This is a genomic window from Methylobacterium sp. yr668, assembly GCF_900116245.1.
In the GTDB taxonomy this organism is placed as follows: domain Bacteria; phylum Pseudomonadota; class Alphaproteobacteria; order Rhizobiales; family Beijerinckiaceae; genus Methylobacterium.
The window spans coordinates 163,099-183,082 of the sequence record NZ_FOZY01000012.1 but is presented as its reverse complement, the minus strand read 5'-3'; the positions used below and the strand labels follow the sequence as shown (position 1 = coordinate 183,082).

Here is a 19,984-nt window from a genome sequence, read left to right as displayed (position 1 = left end):
AGACTTGGCGCGGGGTGGAGCAGCCCGGTAGCTCGTCAGGCTCATAACCTGAAGGTCACAGGTTCAAATCCTGTCCCCGCAACCAAATCCGACACGCAGAACCCGCCGCGCTTAACAGCGCGGCGGGTTTTGCGTTGTGGCAGTAAGTCGCGTGGAACCGCGCGTGGCGCGGACACGCTCCGGAACACGGCCTGCCCTCCGCGAGGGGAGGGGAGTCCGAGCACCGCGCCGCCCCGGGTTCGCGGTCTGTGCCGCCTGCATCACGCGCGTCGGAGCTCGTCGTTGACCAGCCTCATCGCGAGCGGCCGAACCGGTTCCCGGGCGCGGTCCCCGGGCCGCGACCTTGGCGGTGTTGGCCTCGCAGGCACCTGGCCTTAAGATGCGGTGGGGTACGTCGTGATACGGCGTAAGGGGGGAGCGGCAATGATCTCACAGGCAGGCGGCACGGCCGACCTCGATCGGAGCTGAAGAGCGCGGTTTGCGCGTCTCCGCTCCCTCTCATCGTGCGGCCCGCCCGGTGATGCGTCGCGCATCGCCGCCGAGGCTGGTCGCCCTGGCCCTGACCCTGCTGGTCGCCGTGGGGACTCAACCCGCGCGTGCCTTCGACCTGTTCGGCCTGTTCGGCAGCGAGCCGGAGCCGCCGCCACCGAGCGCGACGGCGCTTCCCTACACGTTGCGGATCACCGGCACGGACGATTCCGACGTGCTGCGGGCCCTGCAGGACACGTCCACCCTCTATCGCCTGCGTCAGGAGCCGCCGCCCGACGGCGAGGGCCTGCTGCGCCGGGCCGAGACCGACCGCGCCAAGCTCGCCGACGTTCTGTCGGGCTACGGCTACTATCAGGGAACAGTCACGATCCGGATCGACGGCGCGCCGGTGCCGGGCCAAGCGGCGTCCGCGGTCGGTGCCGCGGAGGCGTGGCGCAACCGCGGCCTCGTCCCGGTGCGGATCGCGGTCGATCTCGGACCCCTCTACCAGCTGCGCCGGATCACCGTGCGCGATCCGGCGGGCAATCCGTTCCCGGACTTCGCGCTACCCGCGCGGGTCACCCGCGTCGACGACGACGTTCCCGCGCGCTCGGCCACGGTGCTGGCGCGGGAAGCGCAGATCGTCGACCAGTTCCGCGCGCAGGGCCATCCCTTCGCCAAGGTGATCGCGCGCGACCCCGTGGTGGACGATGCCGCCCACGTGATGGACGTGACCTTCACGGTGGCGCCGGGCCCGGTGGCCGGACTCGGCCCGGTCACGGTCAGCGGTGCGCCGGGCATCGACCCGGCCACCATCCGCTCCTTCATCTACGCCGAGCCGGGCGACCCGTATTCGCCCCAGGCGGTGGCGGCGATCCGCCGGTCGGTGGCGCGGATCGAGGGGATCGGCGGCGTGCGGGTCCGCGAGGGGACGACCCTCGACGCCGACGGGAACCTGCCGCTGTTCGTCGCGGTCACCGAGCGCGAGCGCAACCTCGTGGGCGTCTCGGCGCGCTACTCCACCGTCGACGGGCCGGGCGTGCGGGCCTACTACGCCAACCGCAACCTGTTCGGTGGCGGCGAGTCCTTCCGTGTGGACGCCGACATCTACTACCTGGGCCTCGGCAACGACCCGTTCGCCAACCAGCGCAAGCTCGCGGGGATCGGCACGAACGGCCTCGGCGGCCGCCTCTCGGCGACCTACGTCCAGCCCGCCCTGTGGGGGACGCGCAACGACTTTCTCGCCAACGCCTTCATCACCCGAGAGGTGCAGCAGAGCTACCTCGTGGATGGCGGAGGCGTCTCGGGGGCGATCCGCCACCGGTTCTCGGACACGTTCTCGGCGCAGATCGGGCTCGACGCGCAGGCAGGCCGGTCGAAGGACGCCCTCGGCACGGTCAATTACCGGCTGATCGGCGTGCCCGCCTCGGTCACCTACGATTCCACCGACAGCCTCCTCGACCCGACCCGGGGCGTCCGGGCCATCGCGTCGCTGGCGGTCTATCCCGGCGCGATCTCCTCGCCCGGCATCGTCGTGGCAAAGGCGCAGGGCTCCACCTACTACGCCCTCGACGACGAGGCCCGCATGATCCTCGCCGGCCGCGTCGGCTTCGGCTCGGTCTCGGGCGCGCCGCTGGGGGAGATCCCCGACAATTTCAGGTTCTTCGCCGGCGGCGGCGGCTCGGTGCGGGGCTACCCGTACCGAACCCTCGGGCCGATCGGCCCCTTCAACCTGCCGATCGGCGGCCGCAGCCTGCTGGAGGCCTCGCTCGAGGCGCGCATCAAGGTCACCGACACGATCGGCGTGGTGCCGTTCTTCGACGCGGGCACCGCCTTCGCCTCGGCGACGCCGGATTTCGACGAGAAGATCCGCAAATCCGTGGGCATCGGCCTGCGCTACTACACCGGCATCGGGCCGATCCGCGCGGACGTCGCCTTCCCGCTCGACCCCTACAAGGGCGGACACGTGCGTCCCGCCGTCCTGTATCTCAGCCTGGGGCAGGCGTTCTGAATGGTGTTCCGAACCGGACTCACGCCGCGCACCGCGCGTCCGACCGCCCGTCCCGGCCGGTGGAGCCTGGCGCTCGTCCTGGTCTGCCTCGCCCTGCTGCCCTGGACCCTCGCGGCGACGCGCGCCGACGAGGGCGACAAGTCCGTCCTCGGCGGCCTCCTGTCCCGCGCCCTGTCGACGCCCTCGTCGCGGGTGGCGATCGGCGCCATCGACGGCGCCCTGTCCTCGGACGCGACCATCCGGGACGTGGCGATCAGCGACCGCGACGGCGTCTGGCTGAAGCTCGACCGGGCCCGCATCGTCTGGCGGCGGCTCGCCCTCCTGTCGGGACGGCTGGAGGTCGACAGCCTCGAGATCGGGCATCTCGACGTGCTGCGCCGGCCGATCCCCGGACCGCCGCCGCCCGAGGCCAAGCCCGACGGGCGGCTCCTCCCGGACCTGCCAGTCAAGGTCGAGATCAAGGGCTTCAAGCTGGCCGAGCTGACGCTGGGCGAGGCGGTGGCCGGGCAGCCGGCGCGGCTGTCGGCGGAGGGCCGGGCGAAGCTCGGCGCCGCCAGCGAGGGGCTCGACCTGCAGGCGAGGGCGCAGCGCCTCGACGCGCCGGGCCGCTTCCTGCTGTCGCTGCTGTTCGTGCCGAACGGCGAGCGGCTGGAACTCAAGGCGAACCTGGTCGAGCCGGCGGGCGGCCTGCTCTCGAAGGCCGCCAACCTGCCCGGCACCCCGCCGATCGACTTCGAGCTCGACGGGACCGGGACACTGGATGCCTGGGGGGCCAAGCTCGACTTCACGGCCGGTCCCGACATCGGCGCCAGGGGCGGGGCGAAGATCTCCCGCATCGGGGCCGAGCGGCGCCTCGCCCTCGACCTCGCGGCCCGGATCGAGGGGCTGATGCCCGGTCCGGCGGCGGCGGTCTTCGCCGGCACCACCAAGCTCGACGGCGGCCTCGCCTTCGCGGATAGCGGCGCCTTCCGGATCGACCGGCTGGAGCTGACCTCCCGCACGGCGCGCCTGACGGCCGGCGGCAGCCTCACCCGCGACCGGATCGCCGACCTGACGCTGCAGGCGCGCGCCCTGCCGACGGAGGGCGACGTCACCCGGGCCGGCGAGGCCGAGATCGGCAAGCTCGTCTTCGACGGCAGCCTCAAGGGACCGCTGGCGGCGCCCACCGTCCGGGGCCGTCTCGACGCGGCCGCCCTGCGCAGCCGCGATTCCAGCCTCGACCGGATCGAGGCCAGCCTCGGCATCGACCCGCAGGGCGAGCCGTCGGCGCAGCGTTTCGCCATCGCGGCGGACGGCCGGGTCGACGGGCTGAAGCTCGCCGACCCGGCCCTGCGTCGGGCGATCGGCAGCCGGGCCACCGTGACGCTCCGGGCCTCGGCCGGCGCCGACGGCGTTCTCGATATCGCGGCGCTCAACCTCGATTCCGACACGGCGCGGGCCGCCTATGCCGGCCGGGTCGGCCAGAACACCCTGACCGGCACCGTGGACGCGGCGCTGCCGGACCTCTCCGTCTTCTCGGGCCTCGCGGGCCAGGGTCTCGCGGGCAGCCTCGACGCCAAGGCGCGGCTCAGCGGCGATCCGGCGCGCAAGGCCGTCGCCGCCGACCTCGCCGTGACGACGAGCGGCGTCGTCACCGGGATCCGGGCGGCCGACCGCACCCTCGGCCGCGCGCCGAGCCTCCAGGGGCGCGTCTCCCAGACCTTCGACGGGTACGGCTTCGACCATCTGCGCCTCGAAGGCTCCGGCGTCACCGCGACCCTGCAGGGCGAGGCGACGGCGACCCGTGCGGACGTCACCGGCAGGATCGACCTCAAGAGCCTCGCGGATCTCGACGGGCGCCTCACCGGCAGGGCGGGCGTCGACGCGCGCCTGACCGGATCCCTGGAGCATCCGGACGTGACCGCGACCCTGACGGCGCCCTCCGCCACCGCGGCCGGCAAGCCGATCCGGGACCTGCGCATCGAGGCGGTCCTGCGGGACGCCCTCCTCGCGCCGGACGGCACGGTCCGGCTCGGCGGCGATGTCGGCGGCAAGCCGCTGACCGGCGGCGCGCACCTCGCGCGCGTCGGCGGGGACTGGGTCCTCGACCGGCTCGGCCTCGATCTCGGCTCGGTCTCCGTCGCCGGCCAGGCGACGGTCGCGGCCGACACGTGGCTGTTGGCCGGCGCGCTCACCGTGCGGGCCGGCGACCTGACGGACATCGCGCCCCTGGTCCCGGAACCGGTCGCGGGCCGCCTCGACGCCGCGCTGACCCTCGCCCGCGACGGCGGGCGCCAGGACGTGACCGTCCGCGCCACCGGGGCCGGTCTCCGCTACGGCGAGACCGCCCTCGCGCGGCTCGACGCGAACCTCTCGGGACGAGACCTGCGCGCCCACCCGGTCCTCGACGGGCGCGTCGAGGCCGACCGGCTCGTGGCCGCCGGCCAGCAGGTCGACACGATCCGGCTCCTCGCGAACGGCACGCCCGCCTTCAGCGACGTGAGCCTCACCGCCCGGGCGCGCGGCTTCACGCTCGACGGTGCCGCGCGGGTCGTCCCGGCCGCGGACACGCGGATCGAGATCCAGCGCCTGTCGGCGGCCCGCGGCAACGACCGCTTCGCCCTCACCGGGCCGGCGGCGATCACCCTCCGGGACGGCGGCGCGGTGATCGACGGCCTGTCGATCGCGGCGGGCTCCGGCCGCGTCACGGTCGCGGGCCGCGCCGGGCGGGATCTTGACCTCAAGGTGGCGATCCGGTCGCTGCCCCTGTCGCTCGCCCGGATCGCCGCACCGAGCCTCGCCCTCTCGGGGACCCTGGACGGGGAGGCGAATCTCCGCGGCCCCGCGACGCGGCCGGAGGGGCGCTACGCGGTCAGCGTCGCCAAGCTCGTTGCCCCGCAGACGCGGCAGGCCGGCTTGCCGGCGATCGACGCGACTGCCAAGGGCACGCTGTCGGACGGGCAGGCGAGCCTGGACGGGCGGGTCACGGCCGGGCGCGGTGTCGCCCTGACGGTCTCCGGGTCGCTGCCCGTGGAGGCCGGGGGTCCGCTGGACCTGCGCGCGCGCGGGACGCTCGACGCCGCCCTCGCCAATTCCCTCCTGAGCGTCGGCGGCCAGAGCGTCACCGGCAAGATCGCCATCGACGGCGGCGTCACCGGCACGCTCGCGGCGCCGCGGGCCCAGGGCGCGGCGGTGCTGAGCGGCGGGAGCTTCACCGATCCGCTGAACGGGCTCCGCTTCACCGGGATCGAGGGTCGCGTCACCGGCCGCGGCGACAGCGTCGTGGTCGAGCGCCTGACCGCGACCGCCCGCAACGGCGGTCAGGTCTCCGTCACCGGCCGCGTCTCCCTCGCGCCCGACTTCCCGGGCAATTTCCACGTCGTCGCCGACAAGGCCGAACTCGTCTCGAGCCCTCTGATGACGGCCGTGTCGAGCGTCGACATCACGCTGGCGGGGCCGCTGGCGCGGACGCCGCGGATCGCCGGCCGGGTGAACGTCGTGTCGATCGACGTCGCGGTTCCGGACCGGCTGCCGGCCACCATCCGGCCGCTGCCGGGCGTCCGCCACGTCAACACGCCGCCGGCCCTGAAGGCGCGTCTGGCGCAGCGGGCGGAGCGGAAGGCCGCGACCCGGTCCGGGCGACGGGGCGGGAAGCCGGCCGTCCCGTTCGACGCCACCCTCGACGTGACGATCGACGCGCCGAGCCGCATCTTCGTGCGCGGGCGCGGCATCGACGCGGAACTCGGCGGTGCGCTGCGCGTGACCGGCACCTCGGCGTCGCCCAACGCCAACGGCGCGTTCTCGCTGCGGCGCGGACAGTTCGAGCTCGTGGGCCAGCGCCTGGATTTCAGCCGCGGCCGGCTGACCTTCGCCGGCAGCCTGACCACGCCGGAGCTCGATTTCGTCGCCGAGACCAAGGCCACCGACGTGACCGCCCGCATCGCGGTCTCGGGCTTCGCGGACGCGCCGCAATTCTCCCTGACCTCGGATCCGGTCCTGCCGCAGGACGAGATCCTGTCGCGGATCCTGTTCAAGAAGGCCTCGGCCGGCCTGTCGCCGTTCCAGGCGCTGCAGCTCGCCCAGGCGGTCGCCCAGCTCTCGGGGGGCGCCGCCGGTCCGGACGTGTTCGAGCAGGCGCGCAAGAGCCTCGGCCTCGACAGCCTCGACGTCTCCACCGGCGCGAGCGGCGGGCCGGCGATCGGCGCCTCGCGCTACATCTCGGATCGGGTCAGCGTCGGCGTGAAGGCCGGGGCGAAGCCCGCCGACACCGCCGTCGGGGTCGACTTCGACGTCACCCGCCGGATCAAGCTGAAGGGCGAGGCCGGGACCGACGGCCGCACCAGCCTCGGCGTCGGCGCCGAGTACGAGTGGTAGCCGGCACGGTCACACAGCCGCCCGTTCCACCGCGCCCGCGGGGCTGCGGGATCGACACGCCCGGTCAATGGTTTAGGTTCGGGACGAGCGGCCGCCAGGGCCGCCGATCGGGCGGGAAACACCACGGGCGATGGACGAGCTTTTCGAGACCGATGACGATCCGCCGGTTCCGGAGGGCGGCCTTATCCGCAAGCTCCCGATCATCAACAGGCGGGGCCTCCACGCCCGCGCCTCCGCGAAGTTCGTGCAGACCGTGGAGCGCTACGACGCCGCCGTGACGGTCACCCGGGCCGGCGAGACAGTCGGCGGACGCTCGATCATGGGCCTGCTGACGCTCGGCGCCGCCATGGGCACACGCATCGCCGTCACCGCCGTCGGTCCGGACGCGGAGAGCTGCCTCGACGCCATCGAGGCCCTGCTGGCCAACCGCTTCGGCGAGGACGAGTAGCGTCTAGGCCGTCGCCTTGCCCGGCCACGCGCACAGGTCGGAGACCGGGCACCGGGGGCAGGCGGGCTTCCGGGCCGTGCAGATGTCGCGCCCGTGCCGGAACAGCCAGACATGGGCGTTGTCCTTGAACGCGTCCGGCACGATTCGGGCGAGGCCGTCGGCCACCGCGTCGACCGTCGCGCCCGGGGCGAGGGGGATCCGGTTCGCGATCCGGAAGATGTGGGTGTCGACCGCGATCACCGGCTCGTGGAAGGCGAAGTTCGCCGTGACCTCGGCGCTCTTGCGGCCGATCCCCGGCAGGCGGCGCATCTCCGCGGCGCTGCGCGGGACGGCGCCGCCGTGCTCCGCGAGCAGGACCGCCGACAGCCTGACGATGTTGCGTGCCTTGGAGGGCCCGAGTCCGACCGGCCGGACGATCTCGGTGATCCGGGCCTCCCCCAGGGCCGCCATGGCGGCGGGATCACGGGCCTCGGCGAACAGCGCGTCCGCGATCCGCGAGACGGTCGGGCCGGTGGACTGGGCCGAGAGCAGCACGGTCACGAGCAGGCGGAACGGGTCGGTGCGGTCAAATCCGGCCTTCGGATCCGGGTCCCGCTCGGCGAGGCGCGCGAGGATGGCGGCCACCCGGTCGGCCTCGCCCGCCCCGCGCGAGCGCGGCACAGTCCGTGCGGCCGCCTTCCGGCGCGGAGCGGGTCGAACGCCGTGGGGCAGGTCGCGGGTCATGTCGGCCAGCTAGGGTTCGCCGCCCCCGTCGACAGGCGCCCCGGACGCGGCGGATTGACCGCTCACCGACCACTCAGGCCCGGGCGCGGCGCCAGGGCACCGCGTTGGCGCCGGCGCACAGGTGGAGCGTCCCGGCGACCACCGCGCCGGCCCGCCGGCGGAACTCGACCCGCAGCGCGCCGCGGCGGGCGAACAGCCGGGTGACCACACGCACCAGCGACGCCTCGGCCGGGTCGGCGATGATCGGCCGCGCGGCCGTGCGGGCGTCGAGGGCGAGGAAGGTCTCGACGGCGTCGCGGACCGCTTCCGGCTCGGTGACGGTGAGCATCTCGGTCTCCGCGGGCTCCCAGCCCTCGGGACGCACGCCGAGCAGGTTCCCGGCCGGGATCGGCCGGGAACGCGCCGGGCGGCTGGCCGCCAGGACGGGGCGCCGCGGCTCCGGCTCCGGGGCGGGTGCGGACTGGCCGACGAGTCGGAGCGGGCGGCGCAGCGCCCCGAGCCGCTCCCGCAGCGCCCGGTCGACGGCCTCCGCGGCCGCGCGCTCCACGAGGGCGGCCGCGTCGGGCTCGGCGGGCTCCCAGGGCCGGGCGCGGCGGCCCCAGACCGGATGCGGCATCGCCAGCGGGACCACACCGCGCAGGGTCTCGTGGCCGTCGCGCGCGTCGCGGCTCCAGGCGAGGGCGACGGCGACGGGACGACCGGCCGGGCGGTGCTGGGCGAGCGGGAGGAGGTGGTCCGGGTCGCGCAGCGGGTCGGTCACCGCGTTGCGCACGAGCATGGCCCGCCAAGCGGCGACGGAGGACGCGTCGACGGCACCGGGTCGCCGCAGATCGACCCGCCAGGTCCCGGTCTCGGCGCCGTCCTCGGCGCCGTCCTCGGCACCGGCTCCGGCTTCCGGATCCGCCGCGCGGTCCGGCCGCTCGGTGAGCCCGCCCTGTATCACGGTGAAGCGTCGCGCCATCCGCGTGTCCTGCCTCTCGACGACCCGTCCCGATCCGGGACGATCCGGCGCCTCCGGGGCGCCCTTCGCGTCGAGGGCTTCAAGGACGGTGCCGACCGCCGGCGTCAGGGGCCGGGGATCGCCAGGGGATTGTCGGTCAGGGCGGCGGCATCCGGCGCGTCGACCCGGGGGCGGCCGAGGAAGGCGTCCCAGAGCTGGCGCACGAAGGCCGGATCGAGGTCGCGCAGGATCAGGACGAGGCGCGAGGTGTGGTCGGGATCCGGCCAGGCCGGGAGGGTGACCGGCGCGTGGAACACGTGCTGGACGCCGTGGACGACGAGGGGCCGCTCGGGATCGTCGGCGAGGGCGACGAGGCCCTTGAGCCGGAGCAGCTTCGGCCCGTGACCGGAGCGCAGGAGATCCATGAACATCTCGAAGGCGGGGCGCGGCACGGGCGCCGCGCTGGTCAGGCAGATCGCCCGGATCGACGCGTCGTGGCGGTTCACGTCGGCGTGGCGGTGATGCGCCTGCTCCAGGGCCGCGTCGCCGAGCCACGCGCGCACGTCGGCGGTCTTGCCGTCGAGGCCGAACAGGCCGCCGAGGAGCGTCTCCGCGGGGGCGTCGGGCGCGACGATCGGGGCGGCCGGGTTGAGCGCCGCGAGGCGCGCGCGGATCCCCGAGAGGTCGCCCGCGAGGTCGGCCTTGGTCAGCACGATCCGGTCGGCGACCGCGGCCTGCCGCAGGGCTTCCGGATGGGCGTCGAGGGTCGCGGCGCCGGTAGCCGCGTCCACCACCGTCACCACGGCCTGGAGACGGTACCGCAGCACCAGATAGGGATGGTAGATCAGCGCGTGCAGGATCGGCGCCGGATCGGCGAGGCCCGTCGTCTCGATCACGACCCGGCGGAACGGCCGGATCCGGCCGTTGTCGCGCTTGCGCAGCAGATCCTCGAGGGTCGCGATCAGGTCGCCCCGCACCGTGCAGCACAGGCAGCCGGCGCCGAGCAGGATCATGTCCTCGTCGACGGTCTCGATCAGCAGGTGGTCCAGGCCGATCTCGCCGAACTCGTTGACGATCACCACCGTGTCGGCGAGCGCGGGATCGCGCAGCAGCCGGTTCAGCAGGGTGGTCTTCCCGGCTCCGAGGAAGCCGGTGAGCACGGTCAGCGGGATGGGCTCCGGGCGGCGCGGGTCCGGAGCGGGGGCGGAAGACTCTGACAGAGGCGGCGACATGGGCGACGAAGTGGGGTGTGGCGGCCTCCGCGGCAACGCGGCGGCCGCACGGACACCCGCGCGGACCTACTCGTCGGCCGCCGCCTTCTTGGCGGCCGGCTTCCTGGCCGGGGCCTTGGCCGCCGCCTTGTGGGACGTCGTATCGGCCTTGGCGGGCGCCGGCTTGTGGGCGGCCGCCTTCGGCGCCGGCTTGCTCAGGCCCTTCCCGGGCTTAGCCTCCGGCATCCCGGGCGTGACGTCCGACGTGTAGGCGCTGGCGTTCCGCGGCACGCCGTGGCCCGGCTTCGCGGCGACCTTGGGAGCGGATTTGGCGGCCGCCTTCGCGGCCTCGGCCCGCTCCAGGCGCGCCGCGCGCGCCTGCTTGGCCACCTCGAGGGCCGCCGCGCGCTTGGCCTTGGCGGCCTCGAGCTTGGCGGCGCGGGTGTTGGCGGCGGCGGCCTTCTGCTCGGCCTCCTGCGCCTCGAGGATCTGCTGGCCCTCGGCCGGGTTGCGACCGACCCAGACGGCGATCGGCTGGAGCGGCGCCCGCGGCGGCAGGGACCGCGCCCGCAGGGCCGGGTTGGAGAACGCGGCGAGCGCCAGCGCCGGCGAGTTCGCCGCCGAGCCGCCGATCAGCTGCGCGGCCGAACCGGGGGCGCTCAGCGCGCCGGGACCGTCCTCGATGGCCGGGGGCTTCTTGCCGCCGCACACGAAGGGACGCATGTCCGGCGGCGCCGGGATCGCGGAGGCCGGCAGCGCGTCGAGGGTCGGGCTGGTCCAGCCGGCGCTCTGGCCGAAGGCGTAGTCGAACAGGTCGGCGGTCTTCACGTCGCGCTCGCGCGGGGTCGGCTGCCCCATCACGATGGTGACGATCCGCCGGCCGTTGCGCGTGGCGGTCGCCACGACGTTGAAGCCGCCCGAGCAGATGAAACCCGTCTTCATCCCGTCCGTGCCGGGATAGCGTCCGAGCAGGCCGTTGTGGTTCGCCATCACGGCGCGGCCGAACTGGATCGCCGAGATCGAGAACAGGTCGTGGGAATTCGGGAAGTCGCGGATCAGCGCTCGGGCGAGGACCGCCATGTCGCGGGCGGAGGTCCACTGGCGCGGGTCGGGCAGGCCGTTCGGGTTGAACCAGCGGCTGTCGTGCATGCCGATCCGCTGCCCGGTCTCGTTCATCAGCGCGGCGAAGTTCTCGACGGATCCCCCGAGCGACTCGCCGATCGCGTAGGCGACGTCGTTCGCCGACTTGACCATGATGATCTTCAGGGCGTTGTCGAGGGTGAGCTGCGTGCCCGGCTTGAAGCCCATCTTCGACGGCGGCTCCGCGGCGGCGGCGGCCGAGATGGTGATCATCGAGTCGAGCGAGACCTTGCCCTGCCGGACGAGGTCCAGGGCGACGTAGGTCGTCATCAGCTTCGTGATGGAGGCCGGGTACCAGGGATCGGTCGGCGCCTGCGCGTAGATGACCTTGCCGGAATCCACGTCGGCCACGAGGATCGGCACCGTCACGGCGTTCGCGGCGCCGATCCCGACCAGGCCTGCCCCGAGCAGACCCGTCAGCGCCGCAAGCCCGACGGTGAGGCGTCGGTAGAGAGAAGAGGACATTCGAGCCCGACTCGTCAGAGGATCGCCTGGATCGACGCCCTGGGGGCGTCGGATTTCCGGCCGGCCAGCCGGAGAGCGGCGCAACCCGGACGGCCGAAAGGCGATCGCCGGACTGCATCTCGGCATGAACGAGCCTACCGTGGCAAGAGCAAGGCGAGATCACATCGCGGGTCTGCACGGCGCGGTTGTCGGTGGCCCGCGAGGGCGGCACGGCTTATGTGCAGGCCGGGCGCGCAAGCCGGATCGCGCGCGACGGTGACTGGGACGGTTGTGGCTTACGCGGTCAAGGAGATCTTCCACACGCTCCAGGGCGAGGGCGCGCAGGCGGGCCGTGCCGCCGTGTTCTGCCGGTTCGCCGGATGCAACCTCTGGTCCGGGCGCGAGGCCGATCGCGCCGCCGCGGCCTGCCGGTTCTGCGACACCGATTTCGTCGGGATGGACGGGGAGGGCGGCGGGCGCTTCGCGGACGCGGCCTCCCTCGCCGACGCGATCGCCGCCACCTGGGCGGGCGGCACCGCGAACCGCTACGTTGTCTTCACCGGCGGCGAGCCGCTGCTCCAGCTCGACACGCCGCTGATCGAGGCCGTCCACGCGGCCGGGTTCGAGATCGCCATCGAGACCAACGGCACGCTGCCGGCGCCCCCGGGGATCGACTGGATCTGTGTCAGCCCCAAGGGGAGCAACGCCCTCGCACAGGTCTCCGGCCACGAGCTGAAGCTCGTCTACCCGCAGGCGGATGCCGATCCCGCGGCCTTCGTGGATCTCGCCTTCCAGCACCGCTTCCTCCAGCCCATGGACGGCCCCGACCGGGTCGCCAGCACCGAGGCGGCGATCGCCTATTGCCGCCGGGACGCCCGCTGGCGGCTCTCGCTGCAGACCCACAAGATGATCGGCATTCCCTGAGAGGCCTGGATTCGGTCCCGGGATTGGGTTCGGACGAAGTGATCGCCAAGCCGGTGCCGCACGAGGCGCCGGTCCCCTCTCCCGTGCGGGAGAGGGACAGGGTGAGGGATCAGGGCCATCCGGACGAGTCGCGGCCTGTCGGCAACCCGAGAGCGCGCCTGATCCTGAAGCTTCTCGTCCCTCACCCCGACCCTCTCCCGCACGGGAGAGGGGGTTACGGCGCGGTTGTCTCGACCGGGATCGCCGTCTCTCCGAACCGTCAGGACGCGATCGGGGACGGCACTACCTGACGATAGCCCCCCGCTGGGCGCGCGCCGCGCGGATCGCCGAGCGCGCGAACCGTCCGCCCGCGCGCGGCGGATCGGGATCCTGGCCGTCCAGCACGGCGCGGCGCAGGGCCACCAGCGCGGGATCGCCCCATCGGTCGAGGACGCGTCCGAACGCGGCGTGGCGCCCGGCATCGAACGGGACCGGTCGCCCGGCCCCGTCCCGCGCGGGATGGGCCGGATGCAGCGTCCCGCAGGGGATCCAACCCGGCGGGATCGGCGCGGTGGCCGCGTGCGTGCGTGCGAGTCGCAGGAGTTGCGGCAGCTGGTGGCACCGCGGCCCGGGCCCCGCGGCCGCCCGATCGGCCTCCGGCGCGAAGACCTCGACACGACCGATGCGGGTGATGACGATCTGGTCCAGGCCCGAGATGACAGCGGACGGCATCGCCGCGGCGCCGGCGGCGAGGAGCGGTCGGCCCGCCAGCGCCCGCAAGCGGGTGATCCGGGCGGGGTCGGCGGTCCGGATGCAGGCATCCGCGGCGCGCAGACCGAGGCCGAGATCGAACAGGCGCGCGGCGCGGTCCTCCGGCCGGATTGCCGCCTCGTCGGGACCCAGTTCGGTCAGAACGGCGCGCCGGCCCATCGCGCAGGCGGCCTCGGGAAGGCAGAGCGCGACCGCCTGGCTCCAGCCGTCGGCGAAGCCGGTCTCGTAGGCGAACGGCCTGAGATCCGGATGCGCCCGGACCGCGAGCGCGCCGCGGGCCGTGCGGAGCCCGATCGCGTCGTCCTCGAGGGGCCGTGCCGGCTCGTCGGGTTCCCGCGCGAACACGGCGGCGGCTCCGTAGCCGCCGAGGCTCCACGTGCAGGCCGGATCGGCCAGCTGGGCACGCAGCAGGCCGTCCACCGCGGGTCCGGCTCCGCCCGTCATCGGCTCCCCTCGTGCACGCCACCGCAGCCCGCACGCCTTGACACGGACGGCGAATGACCGGAAGTCGCGGTGCATCACCGAGGTTGTGGTCGGCGAGGCGGGCGCGCGACCCGGAACGACCGACGCGGAGACGTCCGCTGGACCTCGCGACGGGATCCGCAAGAAGGGCGCTGGCATGGACGTCATCGAGACCGAGATCCCGGACGTGAAGCGCATCGTCCTGAAGCGCTTCGGCGACGCGCGGGGCTGGTTCTCGGAGACCTTCCGGGCCGACACCCTGGCGCGGGCCGGCATCACCACGCCCTTCGTGCAGGACAACCAGTCCTTCTCGGCCCCGCAGGGGACGGTCCGCGGCCTGCACTTCCAGATCGCCCCCCGCGCGCAGGCCAAGCTGATCCGCGTGCTGCAGGGCGCGATCCTCGACGTCGCGGTCGACATCCGCAGCGACTCGCCGACCTACGGGAAGTACGTCGCCGTCACGCTCGACGCCGAGAACGGCGAGCAGCTCTACATCCCGCACGGCTTCGCGCACGGCTTCTGCACCCTGACCCCCGACGTCATGGTCGCCTACAAGGTCGACGACTACTACAGCCCCGAGCACGACCGCGCGCTGTTCTGGAACGATCCGGCGATCGGGATCCCGTGGCCGGTCTCCGGCGAGGCGGCGATCCTGTCCGACAAGGATCGCCGGGCGCCGAAGCTCGCCGATCTCGGCCGCGTCTTCTGAAGAGCGCGGCCCGGCCGCAATTTTGTCACGACGGCCGGTCTTAGGCTGCCCCGGCTTTCTCAGTTCTCGATCGATCCGAAGAGGTAATCCGCCATGCGCATCCTGGTGACCGGAGGCTGCGGCTTCATCGGCTCGGCGCTGGTGCTGCACCTCGTCAACGATCTCGGCCACGACGTCTGCACCCTCGACGCGATGACCTACGCGGCCAACCCGGTCTCGCTGGCGCCGCTCGCCGACAACCCGCGCCATCGCCTGGTCGAGGCCGACATCTGCGACCGCGCCGCCGTGCAGAAGGCCTATGCGGACTTCAAGCCCGAGGCGGTGATGCACCTGGCCGCCGAGAGCCACGTCGACCGCTCGATCACCGACCCGGGCGCCTTCGTGCGCACCAACGTGATCGGCACGCAGACCATGCTGGACGGCGCCCGCGGCCATTACGAGACGCTGCCGGAGGCCGAGAGGAAGACCTTCCGCTTCCTCCACGTCTCCACCGACGAGGTCTACGGCTCGCTGCCGCCGGACGCGTTCTTCACGGAGGAGAGCCGCTACGATCCGCGCTCGCCCTACTCGGCCTCGAAGGCGGCCTCCGACCACCTCGCCCGCGCGTGGCACGAGACCTACGGGCTGCCGGTCCTGGTGACCAACTGCTCGAACAATTACGGGCCGCGTCACTTCCCCGAGAAGCTGATCCCGCTGATGATCCTCAACGCCCTCGAGGGCAAGAAGCTGCCCGTCTACGGCGACGGCCTGAACGAGCGCGACTGGATCCACGTGGAGGACCACGCCAAGGGCCTCGTGGCCGTGCTGGAGCGCGGCCGGATCGGCGAGACCTACCTGCTCGGCGGCCGCGCGGTGCGCAACAACCTCGCGGTGGTCAAGGCGCTGTGCGCCGCCTTCGACCGGCTGCGCCCGCAGGGCGCGCCGCACGAGCAGCTGATCAGCTTCGTGGCCGACCGCCCGGGCCATGACCGGCGCTACGCGATCGACTGCACCAAGGCCGAGACCGAGCTCGGCTGGCGCCCGCAGAAGACCTTCGAGCAGGCGCTGGAGGAAACCGTGGCGTGGTACCTCGGCAACGAGGGCTGGTGGCGCCCGATCCGCGAGGGCCGCTACAAGGGCGAGCGCCTGGGGCTCAACGGCTGATGGACGTCCTCGTCCTCGGCGGCGCCGGCCAGGTCGGCACCGAGTTGCAGGCTCTGACGTGGCCGGACGGCGTCACCGTCCACGCGCCGGGCCGCGCGGATCTCGACATCACCGACGCGGACGCCGTCGCGGCGGCGCTCGCCGCCCGCGCCTACCGGGCGGTGATCAACACCGCCGCCTACACGGCGGTCGACAAGGCCGAGTCCGACGTCGTCGCGGCGTGGCGCCTCAACGCGCTGGCCCCGGCGATCCTGGCGGCCGCGACCGCCGCCAAGCGAATCCCGCTGGTGCACGTCTCGACCGACTACGTCTTCGCCGGGACCAAGCCCGACGGGGCCTACGCGCCCGACGCGCCGATCGACCCGCAGAGCGTCTACGGTGCCAGCAAGGCCGCCGGCGAGCTGGCGGTGCGCACCGGCAACCCGCGCCACGCCATCGTGCGGACCGCCTGGGTGGTGAGCCCGCACCGGGGCAACTTCGTCAAGACGATGCTGCGGCTCGCGGCGGAGCGCGACGCGCTGACCGTGGTGAACGACCAGCACGGCTGCCCGACCTCGGCCGCCGACCTCGCCGCGGCCCTCGCGACGATCGCGCAGGCCATGGCCGCGGATCCGGAGGCGCCGACCGGCACGTTCCACTGCGTGAACCGGGGCGACACCACGTGGTGCGGCTTCGCCGAGGCGATCGTGGCGGGCTCGGCCCGGCGCGGCGGGCGCTCCGTGCCGGTCAAGGGCATCCCGACCTCCGCCTACCCGACACCGGCCCGGCGGCCGGCCAATTCGCGCCTGTCCACCGACAGCCTCACGGCCGCCTACGGCATCGCGCCGCGGCCCTGGCAGGCGGCGCTCGACAACATCCTGGACCGGCTCGTCGGGCCGGTCTCAGAGGGAGTTTCCAAGCCATGAAGGGCATCGTTCTGGCCGGCGGATCCGGCACGCGCCTGCACCCGGCCACGCTGTCGATCAACAAGCAGCTCCTGCCGGTCTACGACAAGCCGATGATCTACTACCCGGTCTCGGTGCTGATGCTCGCCGGCATTCGCGAGATCCTGATCATCTCGTCGCCGGAGCACCTCGACAACTACAAGCGCCTGTTCGGCACCGGCGAGCAGTTCGGCCTCAAGTTCTCCTACGCCCTGCAGCCGCGGCCGGAGGGCCTCGCCCAGGCCTTCGTGATCGGGCGCGACTTCGTCGGCGACGACGACGTGGCGCTGATCCTCGGCGACAACCTGTTCTTCGGCGCCGGCATGGGCGAGCTCCTGGAGCGCGCGTCGAGCCGCAAGCAGGGCGCGACCGTCTTCGCCTACCACGTCGACAACCCCCAGGCCTACGGCGTCGTCAACCTCGACAAGTCGGGGCGGCCGACGAAGATCGTCGAGAAGCCGCAGAACCCGGAATCGACCTGGGCGGTGACCGGCCTGTACTTCTACGACAACCAAGTGCTCGACATCGCCGCCGACGTGAAGCCCTCGGCCCGGGGCGAGCTGGAGATCACCAGCGTCAACGAGGCCTACCTGCAGCGCGGCCAGCTGCACGTGGAACGCATGTCGCGCGGCTACGCGTGGCTCGACACCGGGACCCACGACAGCCTGCTGGAGGCGAGCGAGTTCGTCCGCACCCTGCAGAACCGGCAGGGCCTGCAGGTGGCGTGTCTGGAGGAGATCGCCTACCTGCAGAAGTTCATCAACCGCGACCAGCTCGTGGCCCGCGGCGAGATGTTCGCCAAGACCGCCTACGGGCAGAACCTGCTGCGCCTCTCCCGCGAGAGCGAGGACGACCTGCGCCTGCGCCGCGGCAAGTAGCGCCGCCGGCGGCGCGGGGTCGCCGCCCCGTCGCTGCCCCCTTATCGGGGGGCGCAGCCGATGCAGATGCCGCGCATGAGCTTGTCGTTCTCCGCCTCGCGCGGCGTCCGCACGCGCCGGTCGTCCGGCGTCTCGGCACCGGCGCCGCGGCTCGGCGGCATGACGCGGCCGACCGACGAGGTGTTGGGGGCGGTCGCCGTGGAGGCGGGGCCGCCGCCGGTGCCGGTCTGGGCCTGAGCCAGCGCGGGGCCGGTCGCCAGGACCGGCAGGAGGAGCGCGAGGCCGAGGGCGGTGAGGGGGCGGGTCATGGGTGCGGAACTCCGTGCCGGGCCATAACGCGGGTGTGACCGTCCGGTTCGATCGGGCCGCGCGATCCCCACCTTTGTTCGCCTTTGCAGACGCGATGCGGCGCCGTATCAGGGGCCGCGTTCCCGCCGCCGCCATCCTGAAGCGTCGAAACTCGGAGCCGCCGCGACGATGCGGGACCCCAACGCGATCGACTTCTGGCGCGGCTTCGCCCTGATCACGATCTTCATCAACCACATCCCGGGCAACACCTTCGAGCGCTACACCTTCTCGCAGTACGGCATCTCGGACGCGGCCGAGCTGTTCGTGTTCCTGGCGGGCTGGTCGATCGGGATCGCCACCCGCGGGCGCGACGGCAACCCGGAGCCGCCGGGCCGGAGCGTCGTGCGGCTCCTCGCCCGCACCGTCGAGGTCTACCGGGCGCAGCTCACCGTGATGCTGCTGGCGCTCGCGATCATCGCGGGCGCGGCGCTGCTGCTCGACAACCCGCTGATCCTCGAGTGGCACAATGCCGGCAATTTCTTCGCGGACCCGATCCAGTCGGTCTGCGGGATGGCGCTGCTGACCTACCAGCTCGGCTACTTCAACATCCTGCCGCTCTACGTGCTGCTGATCGGCATCGCGCCCGTCTTCGTCCTGGTCGGCCGCTTCAGCCTGCTCGGGGCCCTGGGCCTGTCCGTGAGCGTCTATCTCGCGAGCCTCGTCTTCGGGTGGAACGTCCCCTCCTGGCCGGGCGAGGGCGACTGGTTCTTCGATCCGCTCTGCTGGCAGCTCCTGCTCGTCCTGGGCTTCGTCCTGCAGGGCTGGAACCTCCGCTCCGACGCCCTGCGCCGCTGGTCGCGGCGCCTGATCCCGGCGGGCGTCGTGATCGTTCTCCTCGGGATCGTGCTCGCCGTGACGGAGATCCGCCCGGATCCGATGCTCGTTCCGGAGCCGCGCCTGCTGTTCACGTTCGAGAAGACTTACCTGACCCCGGCGCGACTGGTTCATTTCCTGGGGGTATTGTTAGCGTTTGCACCGCTTTACGCGGTGCTCGCCCCCCGAATCGGCCGCGTCGTCGGTTATCTGAGTCAGATGGGCCGGAATTCACTGGCTGTCTTCTCGATGGGCTCGATCCTGAGCCTGATCGGACAGCTCGTGCGTTTCCAGACGGGCGGCGGCGCGCTGATCGATATGCTGGTCGCCGGCTCGGGCCTGGTCGGGCTGGGGTTTACGGCATGGTTCGTCGAATGGCGCAGCCGCAGCAGATCGTCGCGACCCCGCGCATGACGCGGGCCCGGCTCGCCGCGGCGCTGGCCGTGCTCCTGCTGTCGGGCCCTTCCGGCGGCGCGGCCGCGGCCGAGCAGGCCGCCGGCCCCGTGGCGGACGATCCGGCCCTGTCGCAGGAATGCCGGGTCCCGGGGGCGCAGCTCTACAGCGTCGCCCAGCTCGGCGCCGTCAAGGCCGCGCTGGCGGAGAACCGTCCGCTCAAGATCCTGGCGATCGGCGGCAGTGCGGCGCCGGGCGCCTCGGCCTCCTACCCGGCCAAGCTCGAGGCCGCCCTGGAACACGCCCTGCCGAAGGTCGACGTGGTGATCGACCACCGCGGCCTGCCGGGCGAGATCGCCTCCGGGGCCGCCGAGCGCCTGCGCACCATGGTGGCCGAGGCCGAGCCCGACCTCGTCGTCTGGCAGGTCGGCACCCACGACGCCATCGCCCGCGTCGACGTGGACGCCTTCGCGAGCGCGCTGGCCGAGGCCGTGGGCTGGATGCGGTCGCACGGGATCGACGTGGTGCTGGTCGACCCGATCTACACGGCCAGCATGGCGGCCGACGTCGACTACAACCGAATCGTCGAGGCCGTCCGGAGCGTCGCGACCCAGCAGGGCGTGCCGCTGGTCCGGCGCTACGAGGCCCTGCAGTACCTGTCGCGCCGCAGCGACAAGGGCGAGGGTCACATGCTCGGCCGCCAATTCCGGCTCAACGACCTCGGCCTGCGCTGCATGGCTGAGCACGTGGCGCTGACGATCGCCACCTCGCTGATGCGGACGGAGGCGCCCAAGGAGCCCAAGGCGGCCCCGGCCCAGCCGCCCTTAACCGAGCCGCAACGCGCCCCGGGCTAGACCGGGCGGCCAGAGATCGGCCTCCCGCCGAGTTCGGGACCGGCGCGGA

16 protein-coding genes and 1 tRNA gene are annotated in these 19,984 nt (G+C 73.2%); 11 read left to right on the top strand and 6 right to left on the bottom strand.

Features of this window, described 5'->3' with window-relative positions; all coding sequences use genetic code 11:
- The first annotated feature begins 8 nt into the window (after positions 1-8).
- The 4 genes from BM419_RS17075 (at position 9) to BM419_RS17060 (ending at position 7,280) form a co-directional block, all read left to right on the top strand.
- Positions 9-85, top strand: a tRNA-Met gene (locus BM419_RS17075).
- Between the two features lie 435 nt (positions 86-520).
- Positions 521-2,479, top strand: coding sequence for an autotransporter assembly complex protein TamA (locus tag BM419_RS17070; RefSeq protein ID WP_091927118.1), 1,959 nt, complete (start codon positions 521-523; stop codon positions 2,477-2,479).
- A complete protein-coding gene (locus tag BM419_RS17065) occupies positions 2,480-6,832 on the top strand; it encodes a translocation/assembly module TamB domain-containing protein (RefSeq protein ID WP_091927117.1) in 4,353 nt (1,450 codons plus the stop codon).
- Between the two features lie 130 nt (positions 6,833-6,962).
- Positions 6,963-7,280 (top strand): HPr family phosphocarrier protein, encoded by a 318-nt coding sequence (locus BM419_RS17060; RefSeq protein ID WP_020094097.1) that lies wholly within the window; start codon positions 6,963-6,965, stop codon positions 7,278-7,280.
- Between the two features lie 3 nt (positions 7,281-7,283).
- On the opposite strand, the gene nth is transcribed toward BM419_RS17060, so the two are convergent.
- The 4 genes from nth to BM419_RS17040 form a co-directional block, all read right to left on the bottom strand.
- The gene (gene nth, locus BM419_RS17055) at positions 7,284-7,904 is read right to left on the bottom strand and encodes an endonuclease III domain-containing protein (RefSeq protein ID WP_244526972.1); all 621 of its coding nucleotides are present in this window, start codon (positions 7,902-7,904) and stop codon (positions 7,284-7,286) included.
- Between the two features lie 172 nt (positions 7,905-8,076).
- Positions 8,077-8,964, bottom strand: a complete 888-nt coding sequence (locus BM419_RS17050) for a GNAT family N-acetyltransferase (RefSeq protein ID WP_091927116.1) — start codon at positions 8,962-8,964, stop codon at positions 8,077-8,079.
- A gap of 104 nt (positions 8,965-9,068) precedes the next feature.
- Positions 9,069-10,175, bottom strand: coding sequence for a CobW family GTP-binding protein (locus BM419_RS17045; RefSeq protein ID WP_091927115.1), 1,107 nt, complete (start codon positions 10,173-10,175; stop codon positions 9,069-9,071).
- 66 nt (positions 10,176-10,241) lie between these two features.
- The gene (locus BM419_RS17040; RefSeq protein WP_091927114.1) at positions 10,242-11,759 is read right to left on the bottom strand and encodes a D-alanyl-D-alanine carboxypeptidase family protein; all 1,518 of its coding nucleotides are present in this window, start codon (positions 11,757-11,759) and stop codon (positions 10,242-10,244) included.
- 270 nt (positions 11,760-12,029) lie between these two features.
- Here BM419_RS17040 and queE point away from each other — a divergent pair, with 270 nt between their 5' ends.
- Entirely contained in the window at positions 12,030-12,662 is a 633-nt protein-coding gene (gene queE / locus BM419_RS17035) for a 7-carboxy-7-deazaguanine synthase (RefSeq protein WP_091681085.1), read from the top strand.
- A gap of 282 nt (positions 12,663-12,944) precedes the next feature.
- Here queE and BM419_RS17025 read toward each other — a convergent pair whose 3' ends face one another.
- Complete coding sequence (locus BM419_RS17025; protein WP_091927112.1) at positions 12,945-13,856, bottom strand: DUF6925 family protein; 912 nt, start codon at positions 13,854-13,856, stop codon at positions 12,945-12,947.
- 175 nt (positions 13,857-14,031) lie between these two features.
- Between BM419_RS17025 and rfbC the strand changes: the two genes are divergently transcribed.
- The 4 genes from rfbC to rfbA all read left to right on the top strand — a co-directional run bounded on the left by rfbC (position 14,032) and on the right by rfbA (position 17,527).
- The gene (gene rfbC / locus BM419_RS17020) at positions 14,032-14,583 is read left to right on the top strand and encodes a dTDP-4-dehydrorhamnose 3,5-epimerase (RefSeq protein ID WP_020094104.1); all 552 of its coding nucleotides are present in this window, start codon (positions 14,032-14,034) and stop codon (positions 14,581-14,583) included.
- 93 nt (positions 14,584-14,676) lie between these two features.
- A complete protein-coding gene (rfbB, locus tag BM419_RS17015) occupies positions 14,677-15,726 on the top strand; it encodes a dTDP-glucose 4,6-dehydratase (RefSeq protein ID WP_056534093.1) in 1,050 nt (349 codons plus the stop codon).
- Positions 15,726-16,631, top strand: coding sequence for a dTDP-4-dehydrorhamnose reductase (gene rfbD, locus BM419_RS17010; RefSeq protein WP_091927111.1), 906 nt, complete (start codon positions 15,726-15,728; stop codon positions 16,629-16,631). Before rfbB ends, rfbD begins: the two co-directional genes overlap by 1 nt.
- Positions 16,628-17,527: a glucose-1-phosphate thymidylyltransferase RfbA gene (gene rfbA / locus BM419_RS17005; protein ID WP_091927110.1), complete on the top strand. Its 900-nt coding sequence runs from the start codon at positions 16,628-16,630 to the stop codon at positions 17,525-17,527. The genes rfbD and rfbA overlap by 4 nt, the downstream gene beginning before the upstream one ends.
- Positions 17,528-17,568: 41 nt before the next feature.
- Here rfbA and BM419_RS17000 read toward each other — a convergent pair whose 3' ends face one another.
- Positions 17,569-17,835, bottom strand: a complete 267-nt coding sequence (locus BM419_RS17000) for a hypothetical protein (RefSeq protein ID WP_020094108.1) — start codon at positions 17,833-17,835, stop codon at positions 17,569-17,571.
- Positions 17,836-18,004: 169 nt separating this feature from the next.
- Between BM419_RS17000 and BM419_RS16995 the strand changes: the two genes are divergently transcribed.
- Together BM419_RS16995 and BM419_RS16990 are read left to right on the top strand one after the other, a co-directional pair.
- Complete coding sequence (locus BM419_RS16995; protein ID WP_042672499.1) at positions 18,005-19,102, top strand: OpgC family protein; 1,098 nt, start codon at positions 18,005-18,007, stop codon at positions 19,100-19,102.
- On the top strand, positions 19,063-19,935 hold the full coding sequence (locus tag BM419_RS16990; protein ID WP_091927109.1) for an SGNH/GDSL hydrolase family protein: 873 nt from the start codon (positions 19,063-19,065) through the stop codon (positions 19,933-19,935). The genes BM419_RS16995 and BM419_RS16990 overlap by 40 nt, the downstream gene beginning before the upstream one ends.
- Positions 19,936-19,984: the final 49 nt, after the last annotated feature.

Excerpts from the sequence above, each read along its gene's own strand:
- BM419_RS17070 (WP_091927118.1), top strand. The coding sequence starts at position 521 with ATGCGTCGCGCATCGCCGCCGAGGCTGGTCGCCCTGGCCCTGACCCTG.
- BM419_RS17065 (WP_091927117.1), top strand. The coding sequence starts at position 2,480 with ATGGTGTTCCGAACCGGACTCACGCCGCGCACCGCGCGTCCGACCGCC.
- BM419_RS17060 (WP_020094097.1), top strand. The coding sequence starts at position 6,963 with ATGGACGAGCTTTTCGAGACCGATGACGATCCGCCGGTTCCGGAGGGC.
- BM419_RS17050 (WP_091927116.1), bottom strand. The coding sequence starts at position 8,964 with ATGGCGCGACGCTTCACCGTGATACAGGGCGGGCTCACCGAGCGGCCG.
- BM419_RS17045 (WP_091927115.1), bottom strand. The coding sequence starts at position 10,175 with ATGTCGCCGCCTCTGTCAGAGTCTTCCGCCCCCGCTCCGGACCCGCGC.
- BM419_RS17040 (WP_091927114.1), bottom strand. The coding sequence starts at position 11,759 with ATGTCCTCTTCTCTCTACCGACGCCTCACCGTCGGGCTTGCGGCGCTG.
- BM419_RS17025 (WP_091927112.1), bottom strand. The coding sequence starts at position 13,856 with ATGACGGGCGGAGCCGGACCCGCGGTGGACGGCCTGCTGCGTGCCCAG.
- rfbC (WP_020094104.1), top strand. The coding sequence starts at position 14,032 with ATGGACGTCATCGAGACCGAGATCCCGGACGTGAAGCGCATCGTCCTG.
- rfbB (WP_056534093.1), top strand. The coding sequence starts at position 14,677 with ATGCGCATCCTGGTGACCGGAGGCTGCGGCTTCATCGGCTCGGCGCTG.
- rfbD (WP_091927111.1), top strand. The coding sequence starts at position 15,726 with ATGGACGTCCTCGTCCTCGGCGGCGCCGGCCAGGTCGGCACCGAGTTG.
- rfbA (WP_091927110.1), top strand. The coding sequence starts at position 16,628 with ATGAAGGGCATCGTTCTGGCCGGCGGATCCGGCACGCGCCTGCACCCG.
- BM419_RS17000 (WP_020094108.1), bottom strand. The coding sequence starts at position 17,835 with ATGACCCGCCCCCTCACCGCCCTCGGCCTCGCGCTCCTCCTGCCGGTC.
- BM419_RS16995 (WP_042672499.1), top strand. The coding sequence starts at position 18,005 with ATGCGGGACCCCAACGCGATCGACTTCTGGCGCGGCTTCGCCCTGATC.
- BM419_RS16990 (WP_091927109.1), top strand. The coding sequence starts at position 19,063 with ATGGCGCAGCCGCAGCAGATCGTCGCGACCCCGCGCATGACGCGGGCC.